Origin of the sequence: Clostridium boliviensis, from assembly GCF_033342255.1 — a bacterium.
Taxonomy (GTDB): domain Bacteria; phylum Bacillota; class Clostridia; order Lachnospirales; family Lachnospiraceae; genus Lacrimispora; species Lacrimispora boliviensis.
Genome location: NZ_JAWONS010000026.1, coordinates 79,307 through 104,256, shown reverse-complemented (window position 1 = coordinate 104,256; position 24,950 = coordinate 79,307). Strand labels below are relative to the sequence as shown.

General features: G+C 43.6%; 23 protein-coding genes. 5 read left to right on the top strand and 18 right to left on the bottom strand.

Annotated features, from left to right (window positions below):
• The first annotated feature begins 227 nt into the window (after window positions 1–227).
• A complete protein-coding gene (locus tag RZO55_RS01465; RefSeq protein ID WP_318062530.1) occupies window positions 228–425 on the top strand; it encodes a hypothetical protein in 198 nt (65 codons plus the stop codon).
• A 104-nt stretch (window positions 426–529) separates the two neighbouring features.
• Window positions 530–1,792, top strand: coding sequence for a peptidoglycan-binding protein (locus tag RZO55_RS01460; protein ID WP_318062529.1), 1,263 nt, complete (start codon window positions 530–532; stop codon window positions 1,790–1,792).
• 77 nt (window positions 1,793–1,869) lie between these two features.
• On the opposite strand, the gene RZO55_RS01455 is transcribed toward RZO55_RS01460, so the two are convergent.
• The 11 genes from RZO55_RS01455 to RZO55_RS01405 form a co-directional block, all read right to left on the bottom strand.
• Window positions 1,870–2,772, bottom strand: coding sequence for a DUF368 domain-containing protein (locus tag RZO55_RS01455; protein WP_318062528.1), 903 nt, complete (start codon window positions 2,770–2,772; stop codon window positions 1,870–1,872).
• Window positions 2,773–2,806: 34 nt separating this feature from the next.
• Window positions 2,807–3,451: an HAD family hydrolase gene (locus RZO55_RS01450; RefSeq protein WP_318062527.1), complete on the bottom strand. Its 645-nt coding sequence runs from the start codon at window positions 3,449–3,451 to the stop codon at window positions 2,807–2,809.
• Between the two features lie 123 nt (window positions 3,452–3,574).
• Entirely contained in the window at window positions 3,575–4,357 is a 783-nt protein-coding gene (locus RZO55_RS01445) for an N-acetylmuramoyl-L-alanine amidase (RefSeq protein WP_318062526.1), read from the bottom strand.
• Window positions 4,358–4,437: 80 nt separating this feature from the next.
• The gene (locus RZO55_RS01440) at window positions 4,438–4,893 is read right to left on the bottom strand and encodes an Lrp/AsnC family transcriptional regulator (protein ID WP_318062525.1); all 456 of its coding nucleotides are present in this window, start codon (window positions 4,891–4,893) and stop codon (window positions 4,438–4,440) included.
• 134 nt (window positions 4,894–5,027) lie between these two features.
• Window positions 5,028–6,257, bottom strand: a complete 1,230-nt coding sequence (locus RZO55_RS01435) for an LL-diaminopimelate aminotransferase (RefSeq protein ID WP_318062524.1) — start codon at window positions 6,255–6,257, stop codon at window positions 5,028–5,030.
• A 15-nt stretch (window positions 6,258–6,272) separates the two neighbouring features.
• Window positions 6,273–7,085, bottom strand: a complete 813-nt coding sequence (gene dapF, locus RZO55_RS01430; RefSeq protein ID WP_318062523.1) for a diaminopimelate epimerase — start codon at window positions 7,083–7,085, stop codon at window positions 6,273–6,275.
• A 15-nt stretch (window positions 7,086–7,100) separates the two neighbouring features.
• Window positions 7,101–7,640, bottom strand: a complete 540-nt coding sequence (locus RZO55_RS01425; RefSeq protein ID WP_369293187.1) for an ANTAR domain-containing response regulator — start codon at window positions 7,638–7,640, stop codon at window positions 7,101–7,103.
• A gap of 51 nt (window positions 7,641–7,691) precedes the next feature.
• Entirely contained in the window at window positions 7,692–9,029 is a 1,338-nt protein-coding gene (locus RZO55_RS01420; protein ID WP_318062521.1) for a glutamine synthetase family protein, read from the bottom strand.
• Window positions 9,030–9,262: 233 nt separating this feature from the next.
• Entirely contained in the window at window positions 9,263–11,128 is a 1,866-nt protein-coding gene (locus RZO55_RS01415) for a heavy metal translocating P-type ATPase (protein WP_318062520.1), read from the bottom strand.
• A 15-nt stretch (window positions 11,129–11,143) separates the two neighbouring features.
• Window positions 11,144–11,368 carry a cation transporter gene (locus tag RZO55_RS01410; RefSeq protein WP_318062519.1) on the bottom strand — a complete coding sequence of 75 codons (225 nt, stop codon included), beginning with the start codon at window positions 11,366–11,368 and terminating at the stop codon, window positions 11,144–11,146.
• A gap of 36 nt (window positions 11,369–11,404) precedes the next feature.
• On the bottom strand, window positions 11,405–11,788 hold the full coding sequence (locus RZO55_RS01405) for an ArsR/SmtB family transcription factor (RefSeq protein ID WP_318062518.1): 384 nt from the start codon (window positions 11,786–11,788) through the stop codon (window positions 11,405–11,407).
• A 361-nt stretch (window positions 11,789–12,149) separates the two neighbouring features.
• Here RZO55_RS01405 and RZO55_RS01400 point away from each other — a divergent pair, with 361 nt between their 5' ends.
• The 3 genes from RZO55_RS01400 to RZO55_RS01390 are packed head-to-tail and all read left to right on the top strand — an operon-like array spanning window position 12,150 to window position 14,561.
• Window positions 12,150–12,950: an ABC transporter ATP-binding protein gene (locus tag RZO55_RS01400; protein WP_318062517.1), complete on the top strand. Its 801-nt coding sequence runs from the start codon at window positions 12,150–12,152 to the stop codon at window positions 12,948–12,950.
• 9 nt (window positions 12,951–12,959) lie between these two features.
• Complete coding sequence (locus RZO55_RS01395) at window positions 12,960–13,763, top strand: ABC transporter permease (RefSeq protein WP_318062516.1); 804 nt, start codon at window positions 12,960–12,962, stop codon at window positions 13,761–13,763.
• 12 nt (window positions 13,764–13,775) lie between these two features.
• Window positions 13,776–14,561: an ABC transporter permease gene (locus RZO55_RS01390; RefSeq protein ID WP_318062515.1), complete on the top strand. Its 786-nt coding sequence runs from the start codon at window positions 13,776–13,778 to the stop codon at window positions 14,559–14,561.
• Between the two features lie 79 nt (window positions 14,562–14,640).
• Here RZO55_RS01390 and RZO55_RS01385 read toward each other — a convergent pair whose 3' ends face one another.
• The 7 genes from RZO55_RS01385 to RZO55_RS01355 form a co-directional block, all read right to left on the bottom strand.
• Window positions 14,641–15,030: a NifB/NifX family molybdenum-iron cluster-binding protein gene (locus RZO55_RS01385; protein ID WP_318062514.1), complete on the bottom strand. Its 390-nt coding sequence runs from the start codon at window positions 15,028–15,030 to the stop codon at window positions 14,641–14,643.
• A gap of 58 nt (window positions 15,031–15,088) precedes the next feature.
• On the bottom strand, window positions 15,089–16,456 hold the full coding sequence (locus tag RZO55_RS01380; RefSeq protein ID WP_318062513.1) for an MATE family efflux transporter: 1,368 nt from the start codon (window positions 16,454–16,456) through the stop codon (window positions 15,089–15,091).
• 11 nt (window positions 16,457–16,467) lie between these two features.
• Window positions 16,468–17,427 carry a glycoside hydrolase family 25 protein gene (locus RZO55_RS01375; protein ID WP_336624237.1) on the bottom strand — a complete coding sequence of 320 codons (960 nt, stop codon included), beginning with the start codon at window positions 17,425–17,427 and terminating at the stop codon, window positions 16,468–16,470.
• A gap of 12 nt (window positions 17,428–17,439) precedes the next feature.
• Window positions 17,440–18,582 (bottom strand): sporulation integral membrane protein YtvI, encoded by a 1,143-nt coding sequence (gene ytvI / locus RZO55_RS01370; RefSeq protein WP_318062512.1) that lies wholly within the window; start codon window positions 18,580–18,582, stop codon window positions 17,440–17,442.
• A gap of 51 nt (window positions 18,583–18,633) precedes the next feature.
• Entirely contained in the window at window positions 18,634–19,689 is a 1,056-nt protein-coding gene (gene hisC, locus RZO55_RS01365; protein WP_318062511.1) for a histidinol-phosphate transaminase, read from the bottom strand.
• Complete coding sequence (locus RZO55_RS01360) at window positions 19,686–20,894, bottom strand: pyridoxal phosphate-dependent aminotransferase (RefSeq protein WP_318062510.1); 1,209 nt, start codon at window positions 20,892–20,894, stop codon at window positions 19,686–19,688. The genes hisC and RZO55_RS01360 overlap by 4 nt, the downstream gene beginning before the upstream one ends.
• Before the next feature lie 76 nt (window positions 20,895–20,970).
• Window positions 20,971–24,783, bottom strand: a complete 3,813-nt coding sequence (locus tag RZO55_RS01355) for an EAL domain-containing protein (protein ID WP_318062509.1) — start codon at window positions 24,781–24,783, stop codon at window positions 20,971–20,973.
• Window positions 24,784–24,950: the final 167 nt, after the last annotated feature.

Sequence of the window (24,950 nt, the reverse complement as noted above, 5' to 3'; positions counted from 1 at the left end):
TTTTCTGAGCTGACTGCTATCAGCCCAAATTGAATAGATTATACATTATCCCGCGACATTTTTCAACTGTTTTTTTATAATTTATTCATCTACTTTTTATGCATCATTTTTCTTTTTTCAGATATTTCAGCGGTATTTTTTGTATAATTATGCAAAGCATTTAATATTATACATTTCCGTATACTTTACGAGTACTTTGAACAAACTATGTTTGAGGTGATAAAATCATGATTGATAACAGAGAACTTCCCATTGGATTTACCATGGAACTTGCCCAGCATTCGGACATTATGATTCAGTTTTCCGGACTCTCAAAGGAAGAACAAAACCGCATTATAGACGGTGCAAAAGACATTGTCAGCCGGAATGAAATGAGAAGCTACGTAGAATCCATGTTCGGAGAACCCAAAACATCTTTCTTTTAAAAAGTCCCCGCAAAAACTGATTTTTCGGTTTTATGCGGGGCTTTTGTAATCATTGCCCCAGACAGCTAATATATTAATAATAATCATTCCCAAAGGGGCTATTTATGAATCCATATATGACCACTGCCCAGGAAACAGCTGAAACCGGCTCTCTTCAGGTAGATGTGGTTTCCTCAGAGAATAACTATCCCATTCAGGACGCTGAAATTTCCATCACCTACACAGGAGATCCAAACAGCATCATAGAAAAGGTAACCACCGACAGTTCCGGTCAGTCCGAAAACGTCAAACTTACCGCTCCTCCTGTAAGCTTAAGCTTATCCCCTGGACTGGTGCAGCCTTATTCAGAATATTCTCTGTATATCACTGCCCAGGGCTTTGAACCCGTAGCCATAGCCGGAACGCAGATCCTTGCTGAGACGGAAGCCATTCAGCCGGTCAAAATGACTCCCATTAAGGACGAAACTACACCCGATACTCCCATTACAATTCCGGAACACACGCTATACGGCGATTACCCCCCAAAAATCGCGGAGGCTGAGGTAAAACCAATTGCAGAAACCGGCGAGATTGTATTAAGCCGCGTAGTTGTTCCCCAGACGATTATTGTCCATGACGGTGTCCCAACAGACCCAACAGCCACCAATTACTATGTTCCCTATGGCGATTATGTTAAAAATGTAGCCTCCAGCGAAATTTACGCTACCTGGCCCAGAGAGACCATCATCGCCAATGTTCTGGCTATTATGAGTTTTACCTTAAACCGGGTTTATACCGAATGGTACCGCAATCAGGGTTATGACTTTACCATTACTTCCTCTACTGCCTTTGACCATAAATGGATCTATGGGAGAAATATTTACGAAAGCATTTCTCAGATTGTAGATGAAATCTTTAACAGCTACTTATCCAGACCCGGTATCAAGCAGCCAATTCTGACCCAGTACTGCGACGGCAACCGGGTAACCTGTCCAAGATGGATGTCACAATGGGGAAGCAATACCTTAGGCGAACAGGGCTATTCTGCCATTGATATTCTCCGTTACTATTACGGAAGCAACATGTACATCAACACTGCAGAGCAGGTATCGGGGGTTCCCTCTTCCTTCCCAGGATATGAATTGTCTGTGGGCGCTTCCGGTGACAAAGTCCGTCAGGTACAGGAACAGCTTGATACCATTGCCGGTGTTTATTCCAGAATCCCCAGAATAACAGCAGATGGGGCTTATGGGGAAAACACAGCAGAGGCTGTCCGCCAGTTCCAGTCAATATTCAAACTCCCGGTTACAGGAGTCATTGATTTTGCAACCTGGTATAAGATCTCAAATATTTATGTAGGCATCACCAGAATTGCCGAATATTCTTAACGTGTAAAAGGGATATTCGATCCGATACATAATTTGTATCAGACCGGATATCCCTCTGCTTTATCACAGGCTAACACTCATCCCTCGCCTCCCAGTAAGTCTGCGGCAACGTAGCCTAAGAGAGCCAGTGCAATCCCTCCCAGCAGCTCATAAATCTCCACGTTATTCCAGGGCACATCCCACAAAATTACAAATGGAGAGGAAATCACCAGCCCTATTATCACCCGGTACATCTGGTGCTCATAACGGTTCAATAGCCCTTCCACAACCCGGGCAAATAATAGAATACCTGTCAGCATTCCAAGAAAATATGGAAACAAAACCATCCCATTTTGAATCAGTCCGTTAAAATCAAGAGCACCTGCCGCCCTGATACATGCATTATTGGTCTGCAGCACCGGTTCATAAAAGCCAAGCATCATCATAATCATTGACCCGCTTACTCCCGGCACAATCATGGTAGCTGCTGCCAGAAGACCCACTGCGAACAGAGTTACCACCCAGTATCTGCCAGATGAAAGATATTCCGCTCCTGAAGCCATGATAAAGCCCTCTCCGTTGCCGCCGGAAGCAATCGCAGACTCTGCCGCCCAGGTAATTACAATCACGATCCCGCAGGTAACACCGGCAGTCACAAGTCCTTTCCATAAATCATTTTTCTTACCGGTAAAAGCTTTACGGCTAAGAGCCGGAAGACCTCCTCCGATCAGCCCCAGAAATGAAAGCTTCGTTTGAAAGGGATATGTATGAAACAGATATTCAAATACCAGTGACAAAAAAATAATACCTGCAAATGCACCGATTCCGTAAGGAAGAAGGAGCCGCATACTTTTTACCGGTTCCTTAAACAGCCGGTTTACCGCATGTATGATCTGGTCATAGACTCCCATTGTAATGGCCAGCACTCCTCCGCTGATACCCGGCAGTATATTTGCCACGCCTATAATAACACCTTTTAGAAGCTCACCGATATACTTCAAGCAATTCCTCCTGCATTAATCCGTATATCCAATCCTATGCCAATTTAACCGCTTCTAACACATCTTTTACCTGAGTCAGCTTATAATCTGCAAGACTTTGATCAAATTCAAATCTTGTATCTATGACTGCCGCAATCATGACCCCTGCCCTGTGTGCAGCCGTGATTCCGATGGTGGAATCTTCCACAGCCAGACATTCTCCGGGGCTCAGTTTTAACTGTCTTGCTGTATATAAATAGATTTCCGGATCCGGCTTGCTCTTTTTAAACTGCTCGCCGCTGACCACTGCCTCAAAATAATCCCGAATTCCATTTTCCTTAAGAACCCGCTCCACCAGCTCCAGATGGGTGGAAGAAGCCAGAGCCAGACGGTAACCAGCCTGCTTCAGCTGCATTAATGTATCTGTTACCTCCGGACGGTAAATACTGCGATAATCAATCTCATCATAGATGTTTCTCTGCCGGAATTCCATTCTCAGTTCCTCCCAGGTTTGTCCGTTGGAAACCGCTCTCTCCAACACCTCCCAGCAGTCCTGTCTGGTAGCACCAACCATAGGAAACAGGTCTTTAAGAACCACATTGGGATTTTTCGTTCTGGCAAATTCCAGCTGATATTCCAGATAGACTACTTCACTGTCAATAATAACACCATCCATATCAAATATTACTGCCTTAATCATAATTCTCTCCTCTGTACTCATTCTGATTAAGACCATACGATATAAAAAGACCTTTTGTCAAGTCAAAATAAGAAACGGCCGAAAGCTGCCTGCTTACCTGCACCCTCCGGCCGCTTCCCGGTCTCAATACACAGCAGGGCGTTTTACCATAAATGTGTTATGCCCCAGCTGTCTTAGAGCCTGCTCCATCTTTACAGCATTGTCCATATTTCGGAATGCGCCTACACGAACCTTGTATAATCCGTCTTCATAAACTACAAAAGCCGGAAATCCCTGGGATTTCAATATATTGGTCTGATTCTCTGCAAGAGACCTCACCCGGAACGCCCCCGTCTGGATCTGATAATACTCGGTCTCGCTTTCCTCCTGCTGCTGTATGGTATTTAAAATACCATCGGCAATTGCCTGTGCGATCTCCTGAAAATGATCGTCAAAAATATAATTATCTTCCTCGTTATCTATAAATCCAGCCTCAACTAAAACGGAAGGAACATTCGTTCTTCTAAGCACTACCAGCCCCGGGCGTTCCACCGTTCCTAAATTGGTAAATCCCACAGAACCAAGGGCATCTCCGATATTTTTTGCCAGCATTCCCTCTACGCCCTTATTTCCAAAAACAAGGGTTTCAACACCAGCCCCGGTCCCAGGAACCGGCATAGCATTCCGGTGAATGGAGACAAATAAATCTGCTTCTGCATCATTGGCCATCATGGCTTTTTCCAGGGGTGTATTATAGGTATCGTCAGTTCTTGTATACCTGACATCAACTCCGTTTTCTGCAAGGATTTTCCCAACAGCAAGCGCAAGTTTTAAGTTATCATTTTTTTCCTGCCGCCCAATATATTCTGCACCCGGGTCTGCACCGCCGTGACCGGCATCTATTACCACGATCTTTCTCTCAGCCAAAAGAAAAACTCCTTTCACATACCTTTATTCTATAACGTATGTAAAAGAAGTGTTCTCCGTACCATGTTTCAGACCATGATTTATGCATTCTCTCCTAATTCCGCCATCACATCCACACCTCTTGGTCCAACCGGAGTAGAAAAAACAATCTGGGTGCTGGTCTTTCCGTACTTCTGAAGCTGTCCAATGAAAATATCCAGTTCCATGGTGCTCTGAAATGCCACCTTAATCAGCATGGAATAATCTCCAGTCACACAATTGCATTCCAAAACATTGGGTATGGAATCCATATAGGAATAAAACTGAATTTTATCTACCGGTAAAACATCCAGATTCACAAATGCAATGATGTGATATCCCAGCTTCATTGGATCCACAGATGCGTGATATCCGGTAATGATTTTTTCCCGCTCCAGCTTTTCAATTCTGGAGGAAACAGCAGGCGAAGACAAAAAGGTATTTTCTGCTATGTTCTTTAAAGATGACCGGGCGTTCTTTTGCAGTGTCAGCACTATTTTCTTATCAATATCGTCCATATCTTCCTCCTTGAATTAAAAAAAGCGCCAGTACCTCTAAAGTACTGAACGCTTTTGTTCTAACAAATTAAGCTTAAATCTTATTATTCTTTTCTTATCAATATCATAACCAATTATTAAATACTTGTCAACGTTTATTTTATTAAGGAAGGCATATTTTTAATCCGTTCAATAGCTTCCACTGTATTTTCATAGGTTCCGAATGCAGTAAGCCGGAAGTACCCTTCCCCGCTGGGGCCAAAACCACTTCCAGGAGTTCCCACAACGCTGGCTTCCTCTAACAGGCGGTCAAAGAAATCCCAGGAAGTCATGCCTTCCGGAACCTTTAACCAGATATAGGGAGCATTAACACCTCCGTATACTTCACATCCTGCTTCTTTTAAGCCGTCATAGATCACCTTTGCATTTCTCATGTAGTAAGCGACCTGATCTTTTAACTGAGCCTTCCCCTCTTTGGAATAAACCGCTGTTGCCGCTTTCTGAATGATATAGGGTGCTCCGTTAAACTTGGTTCCATGACGTCTTGCCCATAGGGAATGAAGTTTGACTCCGCCCCGTTCCAGAGATTTGGGAATTACGGTAAAGCCGAGGCGTACACCGGTAAACCCGGCATTCTTTGAGAAAGAACGGAACTCGATGGCACAGGTTCTGGCACCCTCGATCTCAAATATAGTGTGGGGCACATCTTCCTGTGCAATGTAAGCCTCATAAGCGGCATCGTAAAGAATGACCGCTCCTGTTTTATTGGCATAATCCACCCATACCTTTAACTGGTCTCTGGTGAGAGTGGTTCCGGTTGGATTATTTGGAACGCATAAGTAAATAAGATCCGGAGTCTCCTCAGGCAGCTGGGGAACGAACTGATTCTTTGCTGTGCACGGCATGTAAATGACATTGCTCCACTTTCCTGTCTTCTCATCATATTCGCCGGTTCTTCCAGCCATGACATTGGAATCCACATAAACCGGATATACCGGATCACAGACTGCAATTTTACAGTTTTGATCAAAGATCTCCTGAATATTTCCGCAGTCGCTCTTTGCTCCGTCAGATACAAAAATCTCATCCGCCGATATCTGGCATCCTCTAGCAATATAATCTTCCCCGGCAATGAGTTCTCTTAAAAAACCATAACCAAGATCCGGCGCGTATCCATGAAATGTTTCAGCCTTTCCCATCTCGTCAACCGCTCCGTGAAGCTCTTCAATAATAGCCGGAGCAATGGGTTGTGTTACGTCACCGATTCCAAGACGAATCACCTTTTTATCTGGATTTGCCTCTGTATAAGCATTTACCTTTTTTGCAATCGTGGAAAAAAGATAGCTTCCGGGTAATTTTAAGTAGTTTTCATTGATCTTAAGCATAAGTTCCTCCTGATTTTAAAAATTATTTATGTCAAACTCTCCCTCAAACACTTCCACAGCAGGGCCTGTCATAAATACGTGACCGCTCCCCTCTCTGTCCCAGTGAATGGTTAAGTTTCCGCCTTTTAATGATACTAAAACCGTATTGCCGGTACGTCCGCAAAGTACGGAAGCCACTGCGCTGGCGGTTGCTCCGGTTCCGCACGCCCACGTCTCTGCGCTTCCTCTCTCCCACACACGCATACGAATGTGCTCCGGACTGATGACCTCTATAAATTCAGAATTGGTACGCTCCGGGAAACGCCCATGATTCTCAAAACCAGGCCCAATGGATACTAAATCCAGACTGTCAATGTCATCCATATAGTAAACTGCATGAGGATTGCCCATGGAAATACCAATAAATTCATAATCCGTTCCGTCAACACAGATCGGCTCCGGAATCTGACTGGTTACTTCCGGGATTCCCATATCAACCGTTAAGAGAATTGCTTTTCCATTCTCCTCTGTCACTTTTAAATGTCTGATTCCGGCTCCTGTTTCCACATCAAATTCCGTCTTGTCTACCAGATGATGATCAAACACATATTTTCCCACGCAGCGGATTCCATTTCCGCACATGGGACTTTCTGACCCATCTGCGTTAAACATACGCATACGGCAGTCTGCCACTTCTGACGGGCAGATCAGGATCAGCCCGTCAGATCCGATTCCAAAATGACGGTCACTGATTTTTATAGAAAGCTCTGCGGGATTTTCCACATCTTCTTCAAAGCAGTTGATATACACGTAATCGTTTCCGATTCCCTGCATTTTAGTAAATTTCATCTTGCTCCCCCACTATTATATATTAATAAGACTCATAATCATCTGGGCGGTTTCCACCATGTTGGTGCCGCTATCCATGCTGCATTTTTGAATATATCGGTGTGCTTCTGATTCTGTCATATGATTCCGTTCCATTAACAATTCTTTCGCCTGTTTTATCAGTTCCAGTTCTTCACTGTTTCTCTCCTTTGGCTGGCTCTTTAATTTTTTCCGCCTTTTTGCCATGGACTCCATCATCATTTCCAGAGTGCTTAAAAGATCCTGAACCTTTAACGGCAGGCCAAGACAGACTATGTCATCCGGTGCTCTGCCGCTCCACTGACTGGGAGATGCGACTAAAAGCATCCGTATCCCGCCCGGAAGACAATCATAAATCTCCTGATACATCATATCTGCAAATCTGCCGCCGCAGACTACTATTCCGCTGCCCAATTCATCCGCACTGTTTAAAGCCTGGGCACCCGAGGTGCAGACTGCCGAGACTGTAAAACCGTTCTTCATCAGTATATTCTTTATATTTTTCGCATCCTCTGCCTTTGAAAATGCCACAATCACATTGGTCAAACACTCTCACCTCCAGATAACAGTATCAGTGAACAGGATCTATTAATACTTGTATAAGTATTCTTCCACTTCCCAGTCTGTTACCTGTGTAAGGAACATTTTCCATTCGGCATCCTTGGCTTCTAAATATTTGGTATGAATGTGTTCGCCCAGTATTTCCTTCATAAACGTATCCTTACGGAATGCCTCAATGGCCTCACCCAGTGTTTCCGGCAGCTGTTCAATTCCTTTGGAAGCCATCTCCTCTACAGACATGGAACCTCCGTTGAAGTCCACGTTCTCAGGCGGAGTCATCTTCTTTTCAATTCCGTCAAGGCCTGCTGCCAGACAGGCGGCAAGAGCCAGATAAGGGTTGACTGCAGAATCCGGACTGCGCAGTTCAATACGTGTACTTTCTCCTCTAGCGCAGGGAATTTTAATAAGAGAGCTGCGGTTTGACTTGGCAGACCATGCGATATAAACGGGAGCATCATAACCTGGCATCAGACGTTTATAGGAATTAACCAGAGGATTGGTTAATATTGCCATTCCCTTCATATGGTAGAGGATACCTGCCATAAACTGATATGCGGTCTGGCTTAAGCCCAGCTCATCGTCTTTGTCTTCAAACATATTCCTGCCTTCCAGATCCGAAAGGGACATATTAATGTGCATTCCGGAACCATTGACACCCGCTTTGGGTTTGGGCATAAAGGTAGCGTGAAGTCCATGACGCTTGGCAATGGCCTTCACTGCCATCTTAAATGTCATAATATTGTCCGCTGTTACCATACCTTCCGCATACTGAAAATCAATCTCATGCTGTCCCGGAGCGATCTCATGATGAGATGCTTCAATCATAAATCCCATCTCTTCCAGAGTGAGAATCATATCTCTGCGGACATTCTCTGCCTGGTCAATGGGAGCCACATCGAAATAACCGGCCATTTCATGGGTATCAGTCGTTGGAAGTCCCTCTTCATCCATATGAAAAAGAAAGAATTCGCATTCCGGACCTGCATGAAAAACAAAACCCATATCACTTGCTTTTTTCAGCACCTTTTTAAGTACAAACCTGGGGTCTCCTTCAAAAGGAGCCTGGTCAGGACAATGTACATCACACATCAGCCTTGCGACCTTCCCCTGCTGGGGACGCCATGGGAATATCTCAAAGGTATCCAGATCCGGATACAGATACATATCAGACTCTTCGCTTCTAACAAATCCTTCTATGGAAGAACCATCAAACATGCAGCGGTTTTCCAGCGCCTTTCCCAACATATTCTTTGTAATTGCCACATTTTTCATCATGCCGAATATATCCGTAAACTGAAGACGGATAAATTCCACATCTTCTTCTTCCACAATGCGGAAAATATCTTCTTTGCTATACTTGCTCATAAAACACTCTCCTTTTCTCATGATTGAATAAAGAGCCCCGGCTATTTCGGGACTCTCCGCCACTAATGCGATCCTTGCGGAGCGTCTCTGCTCTATGGGGAACGGTCGTTCCTTCAGAAAATAATACCAGAAAAAAGGGTGGGCAAACACAGCCTCAGTACAATGGACCATCTTCGCACCACCCCGTCATATGTGTAAAATATAACAGCTGGAAAAAAATTTGTCAATGTTTTTTAACTTTTGTTCTGATACCGAAGAGCCCTGACCGCATTTAAAATAGCAAGTACGGATACACCTACATCACCAAAAACAGCCGCCCACATAGTAGCCAATCCTGCTGCCGACAGAATCAGGATCAGTACTTTCACGCCTATTGCAAAAATAATATTCTGTTTTACAATAGCAACCGTTTTCCTGGCGATCCGTATGGTATCAACCAGCCGGGTCAGCTCGTCAGTCATAATTACCACATCAGCGGCCTCAACGGCTGCATCCGATCCGATCTGGCCCATGGCGATTCCCACATCTGCACGGGCCAGAACCGGTGCATCGTTGATTCCGTCTCCCACAAATGCCAGCGCTGCATCTTTATGCTTCTTAGCCAGCAGCTCCTCAACTTTTCCTACCTTATCGCCAGGAAGAAGACCACCATGTACCTCATCAAGTCCAAGCTTTTCACCTACCAGCTTTCCTACTTCCGGTTTATCTCCCGTAAGCATTACAAGCTTTTTCACTCCTGCTGCCCTTAAGCCCTTCAGTGCGTCAGGCACGTCTTTTCTGATTGTATCTGAAATAGTCACAGAACCAAGATATGTGTTCCCGTCTGCTATATAAAGCGTTGTTCCTTCTGCCGGATTGCTGCCAGTTACAGTAATCTTCTGCTGCTCCATGAGTTTTGCATTCCCGATATAGAGCTCTCGTTCTGTATTCTGTACAGAAACGGTTGTTTTTACTCCAAGTCCTGCAAGCTCTTTCGCTTCACCTACTTTTGACTGATCCAGTGGTTTCTTAAAAGCTTCTTTTACAGACTGGGCAATTGGGTGGTTGGAATGAAACTCCCCATATGCAGCCAGTTTCAGAAGTTCTTCCTTCGTTCCTGTCAGAGGGTCCACGCTGGTAACCTGGAATTTTCCTGTAGTCAGGGTCCCTGTTTTATCAAATACAACTGTATCAAGATTAGCCATAGCTTCCAGATAGTTGCTGCCCTTTAAAAGAATACCCTGACCGGAGGCAGCTCCAAGTCCTCCAAAGAAGCTTAGTGGTACGGATATTACCAGAGCACAGGGGCAGGATACAACTAAAAAGCTGCATGCACGGTAAATCCAGGTTCCCCAGTCTCCGGTGAAAAGCGGCGGAATCACGGCAAGCAAAAGAGCGAGCACTACGACAACCGGAGTATAGATCCGCGCAAATCTGGTGATGAAATTTTCAGCCCTGGCCTTCCTGGAGCTGGCATTTTCCACCAGCTCCAGAATTTTGGCTACTGTGGAATCATCAAACAGTCTGGTTACCCGAACCTCCAGAACACCATTTAAATTGATGGAACCACTGATAACCGGATCCTGATCCTTTATCTCCACAGGCATGGATTCACCGGTCAGAGCCTTGGTATCAAGGCTGCTGCTGCCTTTCACCACAATTCCGTCAAGGGGCACTTTCTCACCCGGCTTTACTATAATGATGTCATCAACTGCCACTTCATAGGGATCAACCTTCTCCTCTGTTCCATCACGAAGCAGATTGGCATATTCCGGATTTATATCCATAAGATCCGTTATGGATTTTCTCGATCTGTTCACTGCATAATCATTAAATAATTCACCCACCTGATAAAACAGCATAACGCCGACAGCTTCTTCCAGTGCGCCGATTCCAATAGCTCCAAAGGTGGCTACAGACATGAGAAAATTTTCATCAAATAACTGGCCGTTTCTTATATTTCTCAGTGCTCTTAAGGGTATATCATAGCCTGCAGCAAGATAAGAGATAATAAATAAGATCCAGTACCCGAATACTCTTCCCTCCATTAACATGGCAAGAGCAAAAAACACTGCACTGATGAGCAGCCGGATTCCCATAATTTTCTGTTTTTTTGTCATAACTGCTCCTTTTGCTTACCGAAGAACTTTAAATTCAGCTTCCGGCTCTATCTTGTTTGCTGTTTTTCTGGCTGCTTCTATAATCTCATCCACCCTTTTCTCTTCCACTTCCATGGTTAATCTCTGAGTCATAAAGCTTAAGGAGGCATGTTCAACTCCACTTAATTTTTTCACCTCATCTTCAATTTTAGCCGCACAGTTTGCACAGCAAAGGCCCTCTAATTTAATTATCTTTTTCATGTTTTATCTTCTCCTTTTAATAATATGTCTGATTTATTACTCGCTGATGTGTTCCATCCCCTGAGCCAGGATGGTCTCTATATGACCGTCTGCCAGAGAATAAAAAACCGTCTTGCCTTCTCTTTTAAACTTCACCAGGCGCATCTGCTTTAATACCCGGAGCTGGTGGGAAATCGCCGACTGCCCCATCTGCAGCAGATTTGCAATATCACAGACGCACATCTGAGACTGGCTGAGCACATAGAGAATTCTAACTCTTGTGGGATCTCCGAATATTTTAAAAAAATCAGCAAGATCCATCAGCTGCTGCTCTTTGGGCATAACTTTTATGACCTGATTCACAACATTCTCATGAACGCAGATAAAATCGCACTGGTCGAACTCACCATCCTGAATGGCCCGTTTCTCTTCTTCTGCCATCTGGAACCTCCTTATATATTATTATATGAATATCTGTTCATATGTTAATATTATCATTTTTATGATATTTGTCAAGCTCATTTTGACAAGCTATTGACAGTTTTTCTCAGCAATGATAGAATGTAATTCCTTTTCCAAATCTAAACTCACATCTCAAATTCAGGAAAAGAGAATATTGATACCACGGTAGAGTCCCCGGAACATTATTCCGGAGAGCTGTGCTGGCATTTTTGCCTGCACTGACCGCTTGGAAAGATATTAGGACGTTCTACCAGTTATGACAGACCACCTACCTTTACGGCAGGATCTGCCCGCTGCAGGAATGACACGTTCACAAATATTACTGCCAGGAGGAATTTATATGATTCAAGTGGAACACATGAACAAGACTTTTAAAGTCGCAAGAAGAAGTGCCGGATTTTCCAATGCGGTAAAGGCGCTTTTTCACAAGGAGACTGACACAGTCCATGCTCTTTCAGACATCTCCTTTCGCATCGGAGACGGAGAAATGATAGGCTATATCGGTCCCAACGGAGCCGGAAAAAGCTCTACTATTAAAATTTTAAGCGGAATTCTCACACCGGACAGCGGAACCTGCCAGATCAATGGCCGGATTCCATGGAAGGACCGGAAGGAGCACGTAAAGGACATCGGCGTTGTATTCGGGCAGCGTACCCAGCTGTGGTGGGACGTTCCTGTAATTGATTCCTTTGAATTGCTCCGCGACATCTACGACATCCCCAAACACCAATACTTAACTACCTTAGAAGAGCTTACCAATCTTCTTGCTTTAGAAGAGATCTTAAAGACTCCGGCAAGACAGCTTTCTCTCGGTCAGCGCATGCGCTGCGAAATTGCAGCATCCCTTCTCCATACCCCGAAGATTCTCTTTCTTGATGAGCCCACCATTGGACTTGATGCAGTTTCCAAGCTTGCAGTCCGGGATTTTATCAGAAAGTTAAACCAGATCCATAAAACCACGGTTCTTCTTACCACCCACGATATGCAAGACATCGACGCCCTTGCTGACAGGGTTTTGCTGATCGGAAAAGGACGGCTTCTTTTGGACGGAACTCTTTCAGATTTAAAATCCCGCTGTAAACCCCCATGTGCCACCTTAGACGAGATTGTTGCATCCCTTTACCGGGAATTTCAGATATAGGAGGGCAGGATGAAAAAATACTGGTCTTTTTTCCGCATTCGTTTTATCAGGGGACTACAGTACCGCACTGCCGCTCTTTCCGGCATGGTGACACAGTTTGTATGGGGGGCTATGGAAATTCTTTTATTTAAAGCCTTCTATGAGGCATCTCCGGAAAGCTTCCCCATGACATTTGAAGCACTTTCCACGTATGTGTGGCTTCAGCAGGCATTTCTGGCGCTATATATGGTCTGGTTCTGGGAATCAGAGCTTTTTAATTCCATTATAACCGGGGATGTGGCCTATGAATTATGCAGGCCGGTCCGTCTTTATCATATGTGGTTTGTAAGGGGGTTGGCAGTCCGCCTTTCAAAAGCAGTGCTTCGCTGTATGCCAATACTCATTGTTTCCTCATTTCTCCCAGCTCCCTACGGGCTTACTCTGCCGGGAGATATTACAACCTGGGGAATCACTCTTTTGTCCATGACACTGGGACTGCTTCTCATCGTGGCTTTTAACATGATTGTATATATGTCCGCATTTTACACCGTATCCTCACAGGGAATGAAACTGGTCATTACCTCTTTAGCGGAATTTTTAAGCGGAGCTGTCATACCCATTCCCTTTCTTCCTGACCATGTACGTAAAATCGTAGAATTTCTGCCCTTTGCCTCTGCACAGAATGTGCCATTCAGAATCTTTGGCGGCGATTTAACAGGGCCTGATCTGTATAGCAGCTTAATAAAACAGGTATTCTGGCTGTTTGTATTTGTGCTCATCGGAAGTTTTATGGAAAAGCGGGTACTGAAACGAGTTGTCATACAGGGAGGGTGAAAGGAGGATTCCATGAATTCAATCAGACTTTATATCAATTTTTTTCTTATGCACTTAAAAAGCATGATGCAGCACAAAGTTTCATTTTTCATGACTTTAATGGGTCAGTTTTTAATCTCCTTTAACATCTTTTTGGGAGTTTACTTTATGATGACCCGGTTCCACCAGGTAAAGGGCTTTTCTTACAGTGAAGTTCTGCTCTGCTTTTCCATCACTCTGATGGCCTTTACTCTGGCAGAAACCATATTCCGGAGTCTGGATACCTTTGAGACTATCATTGGAAACGGAGAATTTGACCGTATTCTCCTCCGTCCGAAAAACAGTCTGTTCCTGGTTCTTTGCAGCAAGATTGAATTAACCCGCTTCGGCCGCCTTCTTCAGGCTGTAGTCATGCTGGCTTACGGGATTTCTCTCAGTTCCATAGTCTGGACTCCCCTTCGCTGTCTCCTTGTAGTGCTCATGATTCTTGGCGGAATCTTTGTTTTTGCTGCTATCTACTTAATTTTCGCATGCTTATGCTTTTTTACTTTGGAGGGGCTGGAATTTATGAATGTATTTACAGACGGAGCGAGGGAATACGGCAAATATCCCATTGGTATTTATGGAAAAAATGTGCTTTTTATCTGCACTTATCTGGTCCCTTTTGCCTTATTCCAGTATTATCCCCTGTTATATCTTACAGGCAAATCAGACAATTCCTGGTATATATTGCTGCCGCTATGCTGTCCCCTCTTTCTGATTCCAGCATTCCTTTTATGGAATTCAGGACTGAGACACTACCAGTCCACCGGTTCCTGACAATATAAAATGCATCCGTTCTGACCTGTTACGGCTGATACGGATGCATTACCATCTCTGTCTTTTTTCAATTATAAAATTAGTGTCCGCAGGACTCTCCATGATGGCCGCATTCATGCTCTTCGCTTCCCTCATGATGATGATCGCAAAGAGTATCCGGATCAAACTTAAGATTTCCTGACAGCAGAGAATTCACTGCCTCATCTACATTCCCTTCTACTCCAGGATATAATTTAATGCCTGCATCAGATAAAGCATTTCTCGCTCCTGCGCCAATGCCTCCGCAGATCAGAGTTTTTACACCTAAATTTGTCAAAAAGCCTGCCAGAGCGCCATGACCGTCTCCGTTGGTATCTGTGATTTCCTGTGATACCACTTTTTTATCTTCTACCTCATAGATTTTAAACTGTGTGGTTTGACCAAAATGCTGAAAAACATCTCCTCTGTCATAAGTAACCGCAATCTTCATAGCGTGACCTCCTGTTTTTTATTCAATCGCTCTTAAGAATATCATAGAATTATTTTGATCATATGTCAATAATTTTTGTCCTGTTATTAATGATTCGCCCGAATAATTTTGTAAAAACAATCATGGATACAGTTACGCTGATGAAATCTGAAATGGGTTCCGTATAAAAAATATAATTGACCCCCAGCCATGCTGGCAGCACTACTGCCCCAAGGAGGAAAATTATTTTTCGGAACATAGACAGGGAAATTGCCGCTTTTGCAGCTCCCATACCTGTAAATCCGTCTACAATTACATACTGAAGTGCCAGCGGGATAATTCCCATGGTATAGATCTTTATCCCACGGACTGTTTCATCCACATAGGATTGGTCTCGTGTGAAAATATGTACAAAAAGCTGAGGAACCGTATGGGCGAGCAGGAACATGACAGCCGTAAATCCAATCGCAAGCAGCGCAATACAACGCTCTGCCTGCCTGATCTTCTCCGGTCTGCCCGCACCCAGGTTATAGCCAAGGATTGTCTGGGTTCCTGTTGTAATGCCTCCCAGGGGCATGGTTACCATCAGCATGAAGCTCTGTACAATTGTCATACAGGTTAAAAGTCTTTCTGCGCTGCCTTCCCCGCCATAATGCATGATCACCTTATTCAGTGATATAATCAGCACATTGTCAAATGCAATAATAAGAAAAGGGGAAAGGCCCAGCGCAAGAATTCTCTTTATAACTTCCAGATCATAGCCCTCAAAGGTAATCGTAACCGGCAAAACTTTACCAAAAAGGAACCGGAGTACATAAATACAGGAAATGAACTGGGATATTACAGTTGCAATGGCTGCTCCTTTTACCCCCAGTCCGAAACCGAAGATAAACAGAGGATCCAGAAGGATATTGCTTATCGCTCCCCACAGTACTGTCTTCATCCCTATTTTAGAATATCCCTGACATACAATAAATGGATTCAGGCCTGCACAAAGCAGCGCAAACACAGTTCCTGCAAGATATATGGACAGGTATTGGTCTGCATAAGGAAATATGGTCTCACCTGCACCGAACCACAGGAGAATACGGTCCTTAAGCAAATATGAGCCAGCCATAATGAATAGAGAAAAGACTAGTAAAAGCATAAAACAATTGGCAAGAATCTGACTGGCTGCCCTCTTATTTTTTCCTCCCAGCCGGATACTCATAAGGGGAGCGCCTCCTGCACCCACTAAAAAAGCTACAGAAGAAATCAGGGTTACAACCGGACCGCAGATTCCAACTCCTGCCAGGGCAGATTCCCCAATTTCAGAGATGTTCCCTATATACATGCGGTCTACAATACTATATAAAACACTGACAAATTGAGCCAGCATGGAGGGTACCGCAAGCCTCCATACCAGCCCTTTTATATGATCTGAACTTAAATCGTTTTCTTTTTTCACTTATAACTCCGTTATTTTGTCTGATTTGTAATTTCTCCCTGGGAACCGAACGTATAGGTGACTCCATCGATCTCCATCGTCTGATCATGGATCACTTTACCGTCCGGATCAAGATAATACAATTTTCCATCTGTTTGAATCCAACCGGTCTGTTTTTCAAAGTTTTTCATGTAGTACCGTTCTCCGTCAATGGTTTTAAAGCCATCCCCGGGGATAATGGAATCATAGTCTGCAAAGGACAATTCGATCGTAACATCGCCTTCAATGCCTTCCACCCTTCCCTTATCCGTGCACTGCCAGATGGTCCTGTTTTGGCAGTCATTGACAGTTCCGTACCTTGCATACCAGACATCATACGGAATCTGATTCATATCTATATGAAACGACAGCCATTTATTGTTTGCATAGACAATCGGACGGTATCCGGCATCTGAAACGGTTTTGCAGAATGCATTGATATTGTCCGTAATCTGCTGCCTGGAAAGCTTGTTATCAAGAAGATATTGGGATTCTACGTCATAAGCAATGGGGTACGAGATCCGGTAATCCTTGATCTGGCGAAGTACATACTTCGCTTCTTCCACTGCAGTCTGTGTATCAAGTGCCTGGGTATAGAAAAACACTCCGGTTCTGATCCCGTTTTCCGATGTATGCTTCATATTTTCCTCAAAATAAGGATCCATATCATTGAGGTAGCCAATCCGCACCATGGCAAACGAAACTCCATCCTCCGCTACCCGTTTCCAGTCGATCCCTCCATTGACCTCATTCTGTCTGTTTTGGTATTTCGTTACGGTAATCCCTTTTTTTAAAGCTCCTGTTATGGCATTACCGGATGCATCGATGTATTGTCCGTTTTCCAATTTCCAGGCTTGTGCTGAAAAGCCATCTAAAGGGGTTGCAAATGCCTCAGAAGCCATAAGACAGGCAACCAGATACGCGGCAATCCGAAATCTTATGTTTTTTTTCATTGTCTCCTCCAATTACTTCTTTTTATCTGTTTCATCCTCTTTTCGGAATGCATCAAGATCGTAGATCAGGGTTTTCAAGCTATACAAAAACCGGTCAAATGAACCGAATTTATATAGATTAATCAGCAGCATACCGATAGGAACAGCCAGAATCATACCTGCGATCCCACTTATTTTAAATCCCAGGTACAAGAATAACAATGTCATCAGCGGATCCAGCCCCATGGTATCTCCCACGATCTTTGGCTGTATAATCTGCCTTAATACCAGAGTCAGAACGTAAATCACAATCAGACCCACTCCAAAGGCATATTCACCAGAAACAATCCGAAGGAATGCCCATGGAATCAGAATGGTTCCTGTCCCAAGAATGGGAAGAAAATCCAGCAGTGCAATAATCACTGCAATTAAAAGTGCATACTTGACTCCCAGAATCAAAAAACCTGCTGCCAAAACACCTGCGATAACAAACATGATTTTAAACTGAGCCAGGAAATAGCCTCCCACCAGATGCTTTACGTCTTTTTTCAGATAATCGTAATATCTTGAAAAGCCCCTTGGCAAATATCGTTTCAGAATGGTAAGAATCTTATCCCGGTCCACAATAAAGATATAGGAAGAAAATATGGTTACTACGATGTAAACCAATGCTGCCGGAATGCTTTTTACAACATTTCCTGCAGCCATAAATGTGGGAGATGCAATTTTCTGCACCATTACATTTAGATATTCTCCGATATGTGTGATAAACAAATTAACAGAACTCTGAATCCCGCCAGGAAGAAAACGCAGAAGATCTTCCGCAATCAAAAGGATCTTCTGGACCTCAATCCAGGCCGAATCATAGTAAAAGGGGATATCCTCTATAAATCCTGCTGCTTCGGAAATCAGCTTGGTTATAAGAAAATAAAAAGCCGCAATAATCAAAGCCAGTACTGCTACCACAATCAGTACAGAACTGTGCTTTCTCACAATCCTCAGTCGTTTTTCCAGCAGACGTACCAGCGGGTTTGCGATTACTGCAATCACCCATCCGATTACGAATGGCAGAAAAAAATTCAGTAATCTGGGTCCCCACACACAGATGAAATATAAGAAAACAATAGGGATTATAATATTTAATATGATCCTGCAATATTTTTTAACCGTATCCATGCTTATCTCCTGCCTTTACCATACCCCCAAAAGCCCTGGTGATCAATACCTTTATGAAAGAAATTCCTCCAGGAAATCATAAAGCTGTCTCATCTCTTCATCCGTCCCTATGGTAATCCTTAAATACGAATCCAGCCTGGGCTGTTTAAAATAACGGACAAAGATCTGATTCTCCTTTAAAGCCAGATATATCTCCTCTGCACTCTTCTCCTTATGGCTGGCAAAAATAAAATTTGCCATGGAATCAGGAAATTTAAAACCAAGTCTGCTGAGGCGTTCCTTCGCACGCTCTCTTGTTGTAATGATTTTATCCAGAGTCTCTTTAAAATAGCGGTCATCCTTTACCGCTGCTGCTCCCAATATCTGGGAAGGCATATTCATAGTATAGGAATTATAAGAATATTTCACATCATTTAATGCACGAATCAGATCCCGGTTACCCATGGCATAGCCGATACGCATTCCCGCCATAGAGCGGGATTTACTGAACGTCTGAACTACAAGCAGATTTTCATACTTCTTTATCAGCCCTGCCGCACTTACTCCACCGAAGTCTATATATGCCTCATCTACAATCACAACCGATTCCTGATTATGTGCGATAATATCTTCCACTTCACTTAATGGCATCAATACGCCTGTGGGCGCATTGGGGTTTGGAAATATGATTCCCCCATTTTCCCTGTAATAATCTTCTTTTTTGATAAGGAAGTCCTCATCAAGTGCAGGTGTTATATAGGGAATCTGAAAAAGCTTTGCCCATACTTCATAGAAAGAATAGGTCACATCGGGAAACAGGACCGGTTTTTGCGAATTGAAAAAAGTAAGAAATGCCATAGCTATTACATCATCGGAACCGACTCCAACAAAAATCTCATCTTCCCCAATCTGATAATATTCACAAAGAGCCTCTGTCAGAACAGAGGAGGCCGGATCCGGATATTTTCTAAACAGCCCGTAATCCATCTCATCCATGGCCTTTTTAACGAAAGGAGAGGGAGGATAGGGATTTTCGTTGGTATTCAGCTTAATTAGATGTTCCCCCTTCGGCTGCTCCCCCGGAACATAGGGTGTCACTCTGCGTATATTTGTCTTCCATGGTTTCATCTTAAGTCCTCCTCACTGGCTGTCAGCCCGTATGCCCGGGCAATCTGTTTAAAGGACGGCAGCGAGCTCTCAATCTGCTCATAGGATACGCAATAAGCAATCCGCGCATAGCCGGGACAGGCAAAAGCACTTCCCTGAACCAAAAGAACGCGGTGCTTTTTACAAAGTTCACAGAACTTCCGATCATCCTCAGGAGTTTTTATGAATAGATAAAATGCACCTTCCGGTTTAATACACTGAAAACCATATTCTCTCAGGCTGTTGTATAGCAGTTCCCGGTTTCTGTTGTAAGCGGACAAGTTTACCTTTTCATCCACGCAGCGCAGAATCACCCTCTGCATCAGCGACGGGGCATTGACACAGCCAAGCACACGGTTAGCGATGGAAGCTGCTGCAATCACCGCCTTAGAATCCTCCACTTCATCCGGAATTACCAGGTACCCGATTCTCTCCCCGGGAAGAGACAATGATTTACTGTAAGAATAGCAGACCACTGTATTCCGATAAAACAGCGTCACATAAGGAACGTTAATACCATCATATGCCAGTTCCCGGTATGGTTCATCTGAAATTAAAAGAATTGATGTACCATATTCTTTCTCTTTTCGTTCCAGAATCTCTCCGATCTCCCTAAGGGTTTCGGAAGAATAAACAACCCCTGTGGGATTATTAGGAGTATTTATAATCACAGCCTTGGTTTTTTTCGTTATTGTGCATTCCAATTCCACAAGATTAGGCTGAAAGGTTTCTGTATTGGGCGAAATCACAGTAAGAACACCATCATAATTGCGTACGTAAGAACCATATTCCATGAAATAGGGGGCAAATACAATTACTTCGTCACCAGGATCCAGAATGGTTTTTAAAATTACATTCAGACCGCTGGCCGCACCTACTGTCATAAGGAGATTGTCTACATGAAAATGAGTCCCGAACCGCCGGTTTATGGACTGCGCAATGCCCTCTCTGACGTCCTCAAAGCCTGCGTTGCTCATATAACCATGAACCATCGTTGATTCTTCCTCGTTTATAATATCAATAATTGCCTGTTTCACTGCATCCGGAGCAGGTACATTGGGATTACCGAGACTGAAATCATAAACATTTTCTGCACCAAATTGTGCAGCCATCTTTTTTCCTTCTTCAAACATGGCGCGGATGGCGGAATTGTTTTCTACAAGGGGTCTCATCTTGTCTGCTATCATATCATCAATCCTTCCTTTATCCTGAAATGGTTTACGTGGATTATAACACATATGAAAATGGAGGTCTATTCTTAATTTACAATTCCTGATCTGTACTTAAGTCTGTTCTCCTCAGGGAATCTCTGACTCTTTCGTAACATTCATCGAAATCTTCATCCTTAACCTGGATCACCGTAAGCCCTGCCCTGACAGGCAGCAGCATCTTTGACATCCGGCTCATCATCTGATATCTTAATTCCTTTAATATGCGCCTGCATTTTATGATCATATCGTCTTCTCTGATATTCCGGCACAAAATCAAAATCTCATACTCCCCATCAAGGCATATGATGTCATCTTCTCTGAAAAACCGTTTCATGAACAATGCCTGTTCAAGAAATGACGGTCTTACCGACTCCTTTAAGGCTGAATCTATATTCTCATGATTGAACGAGAACAGCATAAGACCTGATGTTAAAAATCTGTGGCGGGTCAGATAATTCTGCATTCTTCCTACTGCAGCCTCACGGTTCTGGAAAAATCTTACACCTCCAGGCAGCATCGGAGTTCTGCATTCTTCCACCTGGCTATACAGTTCACCCAGCTCCTCAATATCCATCATAACTCCGTAAAAAAAACTGTCCCCGGATTTCACGGATAATCTGGAATGGCAGAGAATCCATTTGTAACCATTGCGGGTCAGGATCCGGTACTCCACGCCCTTTAAGCTCTCAGCCGGACTTACGGTCTCCGTCATGAGTCTTATTTTTTCCCTATCACCCGGGTGTATCATATTTAAAAGCCGATTCTGGAACAGTTCACTCAAATCCTCTATGCTGTAGCCAAGAATTTCAAGGAAGCGTGGGCTGGTATATAAAAACTCCATATCCTCTGATTTTCTGCAGCGGTAATACCCTCCAAGCATTCCGGAGCTTAAAAACTCCAGCTCATCATTCTTAAAGCGAAGGGTTCTGTTGGCTTCCTGAAGCCTCTTCTGTGCCAGTACCGTATCGTTAATATCCATACAGGCACTTACAATTGCAAATCTTCCGTCTTCTGCCTGTACTACCCTGCCTTTTGCTGTCATCCACAGCCAGGTTCCGTCTCTTTTCTTCATGCGGTGGCGGAAGTTATATTCCATCCCAGGTGTCAGAAAGCGCAGCATATGCTCCTGTATCATATTTAAATCTTCCGGATGCAGGAGATTTCGCCCTGTACCCTTGGTTTCCCTGGCGAACTCCTCATATGAATCATAATTGAGAATACGAAGCATCTCATTATTGGCAAAATACAAAGGAAGTCCATTTTCACAGTAAACTCCGATCAGGCCTCCCGGTGCCATCTGGGCAAAAATTGCACTTGCAGCCCATTGATTCTCTTCTGCAATGTTATTAAATGAGATGTTCTTTCCTGCAATTTTCAATACATCTCTCAGCATGTCCTGGGAATCTTTCAGCTTCTGCCTCTGTTCCATCTGCTCTGTGGCGTCACTTACCGCCCCATAGTAAAGACGGTGATCATCCTGCTCCCGTAAGAAGAATACACGCAGATGCACCCACATCAATTCTCCGCTGTTGCGGTAGCGCCGGAATGTACCTTCTGCACCCTGCAGGGGATTTTTGTAGGCTTCTTCAAAAATGTTTAATACCCAGTCCATGTCGTCTCTGTAAACCTTGTTTAACACGTACCGTTTCCGCTCTTCCATATCAACGGGGTTGTCTCCGGTTATTCGGTAATATTCCTCATTTACCCGAAGAATCTCGCAACGGTCCTCATATATCTCATACAAAGCGATGGCACCAAGCATATTATTAAGCATAGCTTCACTGATGATATTCTCATTAAATAAATCTTCCAGTTTCAACTGCTTTAACTGCCGTGCCTGGATTCCGCGGTAATCTAAGTTGTTATCTTCCTCCAGAAGCTTTTCCATTACTTCCACAGGAAGTGGCTGATGGTAATAAAAGCCTTGTCCGTAAATACAGCCGATGTTGATAAGGAAATCCACCTGTTCCTTTTCTTCCACCCCTTCTGCAATGACCTTTAACTGCATAACCCTGGCCATCCGGACAATGGTCTCCAGAATCCCCATTCCTCTGCCTTTGCTGTTTTCATTCATATCGAGGAATTTGGTATCAATCTTGATAACGTCCACATTCACATCCTTTAACATGTTTAAGGAAGAATATCCGCTGCCAAAATCGTCCATAAACACCGGGAAGCCAACTCTGCGCAAATCCTCCACCACTTTACGGATCAAATCGTAATCTTCTGCATATGCACTTTCCGTAATCTCTATTTCTAAATATTTCGGGTCAATGTCATAGCGGCTTACCAGCTGTCTGAACTTTTCCACTACATCAATGGCATAGATATCCATGCGTGACATGTTAACAGATATGGGGATGGGCCGCCGCCCTGCTTTCTTCCAGGCACTTAACTGTTTGCATACAAGCTCCCAGATATACACGTCCAGATATGTAATAAAACCGTTCTGTTCCAGCAACGGAATAAACTCTCCGGGGGCTATGATCCCCCTCTTTGGGTGCTTCCATCGGACTAAGGATTCCAGACCGATAATCTTGCCAGTCAGCATATTGCACTGTGGCTGGGCATAGAATATGAATTCCTTTTTCTCAAGAGCACGCTGAATCTCAGAAAGCAGAACCTGATCACTTTCCATCTTGCGCTTCATTTTGGGATCATACCAGCCCACCCGCTTTGTATAATTCCCTTTAACAGAATTCAGAGCTATGGCAGCCCGGTCATACATCATACTGACCGGAAGGCTTAAGTCCTCGACGCGGTATACGCCAAAAGCGGGCATGAACCCTGCGTTGCCGCCATACTGCTTGGCATATATGTTTATCACATCCTCCAGTTCCTCCAACACGGATAAATCATCAGGAATTAAAATAACAAAATCATCTCCGCCCATATAGCCGGCAACAGAAGTGTAAAATTTCTGAATCTCTTTTAAGTAATCACTGATTCGTATTAAAAAACGGTCTCCTTCATCTTCCCCATACCATTCGTTAAAAAGTTTAAAATGTTCAATATCAATGGCGACCATAAAGAATCCTGTACAATCAGTATTATTCAGCAACTGGCCCGCCTTATCAAAAAACGGCCCGTAGCGATAAAGACCGGTCATGGAATCCGTCTCTTCTCTTATCTCTCTGAGCCGCTTTTCCTCTTCTTCATCCTTTTTCTTTCTCTCATCAATATCCTGGATATAACACATAATGATGGTATCCTGATCTTCACCGCAGCGGAAAAGAACCAGTATCAGGTTAATCCAGCAATAACCATCCCCTGAAGTCTTTCTGCGAAACTCTCCCTTTAATACCCTTCCACTCTCATTTAATCGGTCAACCATTGAGGAAATATCCCAAAATTCCTCAAAGCTCTGCCTTTCATCCGGATGAACCATAATATTCAATGCTTCTTTAAGAATCTGATCCAGTGAGCCTTTTAAAGGCGACATCTCCAGCTTTTCGTTATCATGAAACAAAACCTTATAAGTATTCGCAAATAAATTTATTTCAATCAATCCGTCATATACCGTAGATTTGGTAAGATGATAGAATAAATTTTTACTCTTTTCATTCACAGGCCGGGACATCATAAGTCTGCAGTTTCCACTGCCCGGCCAGTCAATCAGACCGGATGTTACAGCCATCCAGACCTGAGAATCCATATTATAAAAAATTACAGGACTGCTGGTTTCCTCCATCCAGGGACAGTCCGTACAGGGAGCCTGTTTAACCCCTATTCCCTGATAGCAGTACATTCCTACCTGTAAATTCGGATAATATAATTTTGCCATATCATTGAGATATACAACCTTGTAATCCTGGTCAATTACGTAAATACCAGCTTCTCCGTTTTCACACGACATACGCTTCATAAGCTCCCGCCTCTCCTGCAATATATCTTTCTTGCAGTAACTAAATTAAGGTATATTATAGTATGAAAATGCCGTTTCCGTCAACACATTAACAATATACCGCAATAGAATTTTCCTTATTTTATTAATAAAATATTTATAAATGGACGAAACAAAAAAAGCATGAC

What these genes read in the sequence shown, in the direction of transcription:
- RZO55_RS01400 (WP_318062517.1), top strand. Translation starts at nt 12,150, where the DNA reads ATGATTCAAGTGGAACACATGAACAAGACTTTTAAAGTCGCAAGAAGA.
- ytvI (WP_318062512.1), bottom strand. Translation starts at nt 18,582, where the DNA reads ATGGATACGGTTAAAAAATATTGCAGGATCATATTAAATATTATAATC.
- RZO55_RS01410 (WP_318062519.1), bottom strand. Translation starts at nt 11,368, where the DNA reads ATGAAAAAGATAATTAAATTAGAGGGCCTTTGCTGTGCAAACTGTGCG.
- RZO55_RS01415 (WP_318062520.1), bottom strand. Translation starts at nt 11,128, where the DNA reads ATGACAAAAAAACAGAAAATTATGGGAATCCGGCTGCTCATCAGTGCA.
- RZO55_RS01460 (WP_318062529.1), top strand. Translation starts at nt 530, where the DNA reads ATGAATCCATATATGACCACTGCCCAGGAAACAGCTGAAACCGGCTCT.
- dapF (WP_318062523.1), bottom strand. Translation starts at nt 7,085, where the DNA reads ATGAAATTTACTAAAATGCAGGGAATCGGAAACGATTACGTGTATATC.
- RZO55_RS01395 (WP_318062516.1), top strand. Translation starts at nt 12,960, where the DNA reads ATGAAAAAATACTGGTCTTTTTTCCGCATTCGTTTTATCAGGGGACTA.
- RZO55_RS01385 (WP_318062514.1), bottom strand. Translation starts at nt 15,030, where the DNA reads ATGAAGATTGCGGTTACTTATGACAGAGGAGATGTTTTTCAGCATTTT.
- RZO55_RS01360 (WP_318062510.1), bottom strand. Translation starts at nt 20,894, where the DNA reads ATGATAGCAGACAAGATGAGACCCCTTGTAGAAAACAATTCCGCCATC.
- RZO55_RS01420 (WP_318062521.1), bottom strand. Translation starts at nt 9,029, where the DNA reads ATGAGCAAGTATAGCAAAGAAGATATTTTCCGCATTGTGGAAGAAGAA.
- RZO55_RS01465 (WP_318062530.1), top strand. Translation starts at nt 228, where the DNA reads ATGATTGATAACAGAGAACTTCCCATTGGATTTACCATGGAACTTGCC.
- hisC (WP_318062511.1), bottom strand. Translation starts at nt 19,689, where the DNA reads ATGAAACCATGGAAGACAAATATACGCAGAGTGACACCCTATGTTCCG.
- RZO55_RS01405 (WP_318062518.1), bottom strand. Translation starts at nt 11,788, where the DNA reads ATGGCAGAAGAAGAGAAACGGGCCATTCAGGATGGTGAGTTCGACCAG.
- RZO55_RS01450 (WP_318062527.1), bottom strand. Translation starts at nt 3,451, where the DNA reads ATGATTAAGGCAGTAATATTTGATATGGATGGTGTTATTATTGACAGT.
- RZO55_RS01440 (WP_318062525.1), bottom strand. Translation starts at nt 4,893, where the DNA reads ATGGACGATATTGATAAGAAAATAGTGCTGACACTGCAAAAGAACGCC.
- RZO55_RS01355 (WP_318062509.1), bottom strand. Translation starts at nt 24,783, where the DNA reads ATGAAGCGTATGTCGTGTGAAAACGGAGAAGCTGGTATTTACGTAATT.
- RZO55_RS01390 (WP_318062515.1), top strand. Translation starts at nt 13,776, where the DNA reads ATGAATTCAATCAGACTTTATATCAATTTTTTTCTTATGCACTTAAAA.
- RZO55_RS01435 (WP_318062524.1), bottom strand. Translation starts at nt 6,257, where the DNA reads ATGCTTAAGATCAATGAAAACTACTTAAAATTACCCGGAAGCTATCTT.
- RZO55_RS01375 (WP_336624237.1), bottom strand. Translation starts at nt 17,427, where the DNA reads ATGAAAAAAAACATAAGATTTCGGATTGCCGCGTATCTGGTTGCCTGT.